The organism is Roseobacter sp., from assembly GCF_024639605.1.
Lineage (GTDB): Bacteria > Pseudomonadota > Alphaproteobacteria > Rhodobacterales > Rhodobacteraceae > Roseobacter.
This window is the reverse complement of sequence record NZ_JAHEHZ010000184.1, coordinates 1-5,635: the sequence shown is the minus strand read 5'-3', so window position 1 is coordinate 5,635 and position 5,635 is coordinate 1. Positions and strand designations below refer to the sequence as shown.

The following is a 5,635-nucleotide window of genomic DNA, read 5'->3' as shown; positions in this document are numbered from 1 at the left end:
AAGCTGCATCGGCCGTCTGCTGTGATCGACAAGTTCGACATCCAGCGCAGTCTCAAGATTGCGCAGCTGCTGGCTGACCGACGGCTGGCTCAGCCCGGTGCGCTCGGCGGCCCGGGCCACGGATCCGGAGGCGGCGAGCGCCTCAAAAACCTCAAGGCCGCGAATTGTAATTCCCTTGGTGCTCATCACTGTCCTCCGGCGCCCGCAACCTGTCCTGCAACTCCCCGACCTCAAGGTCAAGCACGCGCTGACCGCGTGCGGGTGAATCGCCTTGCAGGCGTTGGGTTTTTCTTCAACGATGCGGCCGACCCGGATACAGGAATCACATCATGAAAATCGCCGCCGCCGCCTACCCCCTCGATTTTCTGACATCTGAGGCGCAATACGAAGATAAAATTTCCACATGGGTCGCAGAGGCGGTCGCTCAATCCGCGCAGTTGCTGGTTTTCCCCGAATACGGCGCAATGGAGCTTGCCACCCTCGCGGGCAAGGAAGTCGCCGGCGATCTTGAAGCCTCTCTCTTCGCCGTCTCGGACCGGCTGGCCCACGCGGATGCTCTGCACGCGAAACTGGCCGCAGAGCACGATGTGCATATACTCGCAGCTTCCGGCCCGGCCGCGACGCCGACCCGGCCTGTAAACCGCGCAAGGTTCTTTGCGCCCGGCGGCGGCATCGGGGTGCAGGACAAACAGATCATGACGCGCTTTGAGCGCGATCCGTGGAATGTAACCGGCGGGGGGCCGTTGCAGATTTTCGACACGGCACTTGGAAAAATCGGCGTACTGATCTGTTATGACTGCGAATTTCCGCTTCTGGGCCGTGCGCTGGCGGAATGTGATCTGATCCTTGTGCCCTCCTGTACCGAGGCGCTGACCGGTTACTGGCGGGTGCGCATTGGTGCAATGGCGCGGGCGCTGGAGAACCAGTGCGTCACAGTGATGTCGTCGCTGGTGGGCGAGGCGCCCTGGTCAGATGCGGTCGATACCACCACGGGCGCGGGCGGCATTTTCGGGCCGCCGGACACGGGCTTTCCCGCGAACGGGGTGCTTGCCGTGGGTGAGATCGGTCACCCCGGCTGGACCTATGCCGATGTCGAGCCGGAAAAAATCGCACATGTCCGGGCAGATGGCGTCGTGCTCAACCGGACCCACTGGTTGGAGCAGCCGGGCAGGGACGGTGCGCCGCAAAAAGTCCCCCTGCGCTGAATGCCCCTTGAAAAACCCTTCAAACAGGCGCATCTAAGCGGCGTCCGCAGCAAGGCGGACGTGCAAATCAGGAGAAACCATGGCCAAGGAAGATACGCTCGAATTTCCCGGTGTCGTCAAGGAACTCCTGCCGAATGCGACATTCAGGGTCGAGCTTGAAAACGGCCATGAAATAATCGCACATACGGCAGGTAAAATGCGCAAGAACCGCATCCGCGTTCTCGCCGGCGACAAGGTGCAGGTCGAGATGACCCCCTATGATCTGACGAAGGGTCGGATCAACTACCGCTTCAAGTAACCCTTGTTTATTCTCGGGTCCGGATCACCGCGCCGCAAGGAATTGCTGGCGCAGATCGGCGTTGTGCCGGACGAAATCTGTGCACCGGACATAGACGAAGAACCGCACCCCGGCGAACTGCCGAGACCCTATTGTGCCCGTATGGCGCGCGAAAAGGCAGCGGCCGTGCCCGCCGGTCCGGCCGACATTGTGCTTTGTGCGGATACAACCGTCGCGCTGGGGCGGCGCATCCTGGGAAAACCGGCAGATGCGTCGGATGCCGAAGCCTTCCTGCGCGCACTTTCGGGACGCAGGCACCGGGTCATCACAGCGGTTGCAGTGCGCTGCGGCGACACGACCCGCGAAAAAGACGTGGTAAGCACGGTGCGCATGAAAACCCTATCCGAGCCGGAAATCCGGTCCTATATCGCGAGCAATGACTGGCAGGGCAAAGCGGGCGGATACGGGATCCAGGGTCCCGCGGGAATGCTCATTCCCTGGATCAGCGGGTCATTCACCGGCATCGTCGGGCTGCCTCTTGCGGAAACTGCAAATCTGCTGCGTGCGGCAGGACTGAAAGGGCTCGCATGAAGGGTCGCAGCATCATTCTGGATCACTGGCAGGGCCGCGAGGCCGCAGCCCTTATGATCGACGGCAAACTGGATGATCTGCTGATTGATGCCGATCTGCCGCGGACAGGCACAGTCTGTCGTGCGGTCGCCGACAGGCCTGTCAAAGGGCAGGGCGGTATGTTCCTGAAAACACCGGACGGACCGGCGTTTCTGCGCCAGGTCAGAGGGCTTGCGCCGGGGCAGTCGCTGCTTGTGCAGGTCTCCGGCTATGCGGAGCCCGGCAAGGCGCTGCCGGTGACGCAGAAGCTTCTGTTTAAAAGCCGCTACGCGATCATCACGCCGGATGCACCCGGTCTTAACATCAGCCGGTCGATCAGGGATGAAGCTGAACGCGACCGGCTCCTGGAAATTGCCCATGACACGCTTGACGGTGCCGCAACCGGGCTGATCCTTCGCTCCTCCTGCGAGGGGATCGATGAGGATGAGATTGCCGCTGACATCGAGGCGATGGCAACGCTTGCGCGCAGGGTGTCAGAAGACGAAGGCACCGGCATGGAGACCCTGGCGGAAGGCGACGGACCGCATGCGCTGGCCTGGCGTGAGTGGGTTGCTCCGGCGCAGGTATCAACCGAGCCCGGCGGCTTTGAAACTCAGGGTGTGGCCGAGGCAATCGATGCGCTGCGCAGCCCCCGCGAGTCCCTCGAAGCCGGCGCTTCGATGTATGTCGAACCGACACGTGCGCTGGTCGCGGTAGATGTGAACACTGGTAATGACGCTTCGCTTGCCGCCGGTCTCAAAGCCAATCTGGCCTGCGCGCGTGCCCTGCCACGCGCACTGAGACTGCGCGGGCTTGGCGGACAGATTGTGCTGGACCTCGCACCGATGCCGAAAAAGGACCGCCGCAGCTTTGAGAGCGCGCTGCGTCAGGCCTTCCGTAGTGATACTGTTGAAACCGCGCTGGTTGGCTGGACGCCTCTGGGACACTACGAACTTCAGCGTAAACGCGCCAGAATTCCCCTGGCCGAGGTGCTCGCGTGAGCTGTCCGATCTGCAGCAAGCCGGCCGTGCACGAAACGCGCCCGTTCTGCTCGAAGCGATGTGCGGATCTGGACCTCGCACGCTGGTTCAACGGCAGCTACGCAGTACCGTCAGATGACCCTGACGATTTTGATGACCTCGAACAGGCACTTGACGAGGCTGCGCGAAAAGAGCCCGGTGCGGACAAGCCGCACTAAGCCTCAGGACTTAAGATCGTAGGTGGGCAGCTGCTCAAATGCGGTGCGCAGCGCATTTCCCCAGTCGTTTGAGATGCTTTCGTAAACCGGGTCGTCCTCTTCAATGCGCAGCTCTACCTCGGGCCTGAAAGTATCGTTTTTATAGACCATCAGATCAAACGGCGGGCCAACCGACAGGTTTGAGGCGGTGGTCGAGTCAAACGACACCAGCAGCAGTTTCACCGCGTCTCCGAAACTCATGTGGCTGTCATAGGCGCGCACCAGAATAGGCCGCCCGTATTTGGTTTCACCGATCTGAAAGAACGGCGTCTCGGCCGTGACTTCGATGAAATTGCCTTCCGGATAGATCATGAACATGGTCGGCGGGCTGCCTTTAACCTGACCTCCGACAATGACAGTTGCCTGAAAAGACGATGCATCGCCACGCGGGCCGATTGGCGCGCTGTCGGCGATCACTTCTTTCAGGGTCGATCCGACGTGCCGGGCGACCTGAAACATCGACGGTGCGCGCAGGATCGATGGATCGCGGTCATTGGCGCCTTTTACACGTTCTTCAATCAGGCTCACGAGCGCCTGGGTGGTCGCAAGGTTGCCTGCGGTCATCAGGGTGATGTGGCGCTCGCCGGGCACGTCCCAGCTGAACATTTTGCGGGTCCGCGAAAAGTTGTCGAAACCCGCATTCGTGCGGGTATCGGACATGAAAACCAACCCGTTGTCGAGAAGAAGGCCGACGCAATATGTCATGGAATCATCCGGTGAGAAAACTGCACTGCGGCTTATGCCTTACTGCTGTACCTGCAGCGATACAATCATCGATTCCGTTGCATCGCCCAGTCTGACGCCCGAAACAGGCGCCGCATCGCGGTAATCCAGGCCCGAGCCGAGGCGGATGTAACGCTCGTCCGGGCTGATGCAGTTGGACACATCGAAACCGACCCAGCCGAGACCCTCGACATGGGCTTCAGCCCAGGCGTGGCTGGCATCCTGATCGACCCGGTCGTCCATCATCAGATATCCGCTCACATAACGCGCGGGAATGCCGGCGGCCCGTGCTGCCGACACAAAGATCTGTGCGTGGTCCTGACACACGCCGCTGCCGCCGGTCAGGGCCTGTTCGGCGGTGGTCGTGGACCAGGTTTCGCCCGTCTGATACGGAGCCGCGACAATGATCGAGCCGGAAAGTGCATGCAGTGCGCTCAGCTTGTCAGAGGCATTACTGAGCCCGTGGGCCAGGGCGGTGATGCTCTCGCCGGGTGTTGTCAGTTCCGTCTGCGTACAGAAATACCATAGCGGCGCAGGGCCATAGACCGGCCCGAGCACCCCGGCAGTATCGATGGTCCGAACTTCACCTGAGGCCGTGATCGTAACAGCCTCCGATCCGCGTGCTGCAGACACGAGGTGAACGGTTGTACCGTTATGATCGAGATAGGATGTTTCGATGTCTCCGCCTTCAATCGCAAGATCCCAGCTCAATACCTCCTGCATGTCCCAGTTCCGCGGGGTAAGGCGCACCTGCTGCAATCCGTAGTCCACAGGCTGGTCATAGGTGTATCGGGTCGAATGGCTGACAGTCAGCAGCATGATAAAATTCCTTCAGCCATTGAATCTGTAGTCTTTTTCGATCTGCGCAGCGAGTGTGTTGTTGTCCCGGATGAACCCGCTGATGTATTCGTGCAGCCCGGTATCAAACACCTCATTGATGGTGCCGGACTTTAACCGGCGCCGCATCCTGTCCGCGATATCATGGCTGGGGTGACGCATGTCGTATTCATCGGCCAGATAGGCGAGATTCTCGGTGGTCTGTTTCACGCAAAAGGCCAGCGACCGCGGCAGGCGTTTATCAAAGAGAAGGAATTCGGCAATCGCGGTGGCCGTCATCTCCTGCTCGTCGAGCCAGCGAAAACACCTGTGCGCCGAGACCGACCGCAGGATCATTTCCCACTGCACATTGTCCAGTGAGGAACCCACCGACGACGCAGAAGGCAACAACGTATAGTATTTTACGTCGATGATCCGTGCGGTGTTGTCGGCGCGTTCGACGAATGTGCCGATACGTGCAAAATCATAGATGTCATTGCGCAGCATCGTGCCGTAAAGTGCACCACGCACCAGACCGCTCTGTTTACGGATCAGCGCCAGTGTGGCGGGCAGGTCAATCGGTGTCACCGGTTCTGCCAGGTGATCGCGCAACGTCATCCAGTTATCGTTGACCGCCTCCCAGACCTCGGTGGTCAGCGCGGTGCGTACGAGGCGGGCATTGTCGCGCGCGGCACTCATTACCGAAATCACGCTTGAGGGGTTGTCCTCATCGCGCAGCAGATAATCGATGACCTCCAGATCGGTAAA

General features: G+C 60.4%; 9 protein-coding genes. 5 read left to right on the top strand and 4 right to left on the bottom strand.

The annotated features are described in order from the left end of the window. On the bottom strand, positions 1-186 hold a 186-nt coding region (locus Q0M35_RS16850), incomplete at its 3' end, for a LysR family transcriptional regulator (protein ID WP_295317427.1). Positions 187-329: 143 nt separating this feature from the next. Here Q0M35_RS16850 and Q0M35_RS16845 point away from each other — a divergent pair. The 5 genes from Q0M35_RS16845 to yacG all read left to right on the top strand — a co-directional run bounded on the left by Q0M35_RS16845 (position 330) and on the right by yacG (position 3,289). After that, positions 330-1,205 carry a carbon-nitrogen hydrolase family protein gene (locus tag Q0M35_RS16845; protein ID WP_295317426.1) on the top strand — a complete coding sequence of 292 codons (876 nt, stop codon included), beginning with the start codon at positions 330-332 and terminating at the stop codon, positions 1,203-1,205. Positions 1,206-1,284: 79 nt separating this feature from the next. Further along, positions 1,285-1,503 (top strand): translation initiation factor IF-1, encoded by a 219-nt coding sequence (gene infA, locus Q0M35_RS16840; RefSeq protein ID WP_005978431.1) that lies wholly within the window; start codon positions 1,285-1,287, stop codon positions 1,501-1,503. Positions 1,504-1,506: 3 nt separating this feature from the next. Then, a complete protein-coding gene (locus tag Q0M35_RS16835; protein ID WP_295317425.1) occupies positions 1,507-2,073 on the top strand; it encodes a Maf family protein in 567 nt (188 codons plus the stop codon). Continuing rightward, a complete protein-coding gene (locus tag Q0M35_RS16830; protein WP_295317424.1) occupies positions 2,070-3,092 on the top strand; it encodes a ribonuclease E/G in 1,023 nt (340 codons plus the stop codon). Before Q0M35_RS16835 ends, Q0M35_RS16830 begins: the two co-directional genes overlap by 4 nt. After that, positions 3,089-3,289, top strand: coding sequence for a DNA gyrase inhibitor YacG (yacG, locus tag Q0M35_RS16825; protein ID WP_295317423.1), 201 nt, complete (start codon positions 3,089-3,091; stop codon positions 3,287-3,289). Before Q0M35_RS16830 ends, yacG begins: the two co-directional genes overlap by 4 nt. 3 nt (positions 3,290-3,292) lie before the next feature. Here the strand turns inward: yacG and Q0M35_RS16820 are convergent, their stop codons facing one another. From Q0M35_RS16820 to Q0M35_RS16810, 3 genes are all read right to left on the bottom strand, one after another. Further along, a complete protein-coding gene (locus Q0M35_RS16820; protein WP_295317422.1) occupies positions 3,293-4,033 on the bottom strand; it encodes a peptidase in 741 nt (246 codons plus the stop codon). Between the two features lie 39 nt (positions 4,034-4,072). Then, the gene (locus Q0M35_RS16815; RefSeq protein ID WP_295317421.1) at positions 4,073-4,870 is read right to left on the bottom strand and encodes a transglutaminase family protein; all 798 of its coding nucleotides are present in this window, start codon (positions 4,868-4,870) and stop codon (positions 4,073-4,075) included. Between the two features lie 12 nt (positions 4,871-4,882). Then, positions 4,883-5,635 (bottom strand): alpha-E domain-containing protein (locus Q0M35_RS16810; protein ID WP_295317420.1); only part of this gene is annotated, 753 nt, incomplete at its 5' end.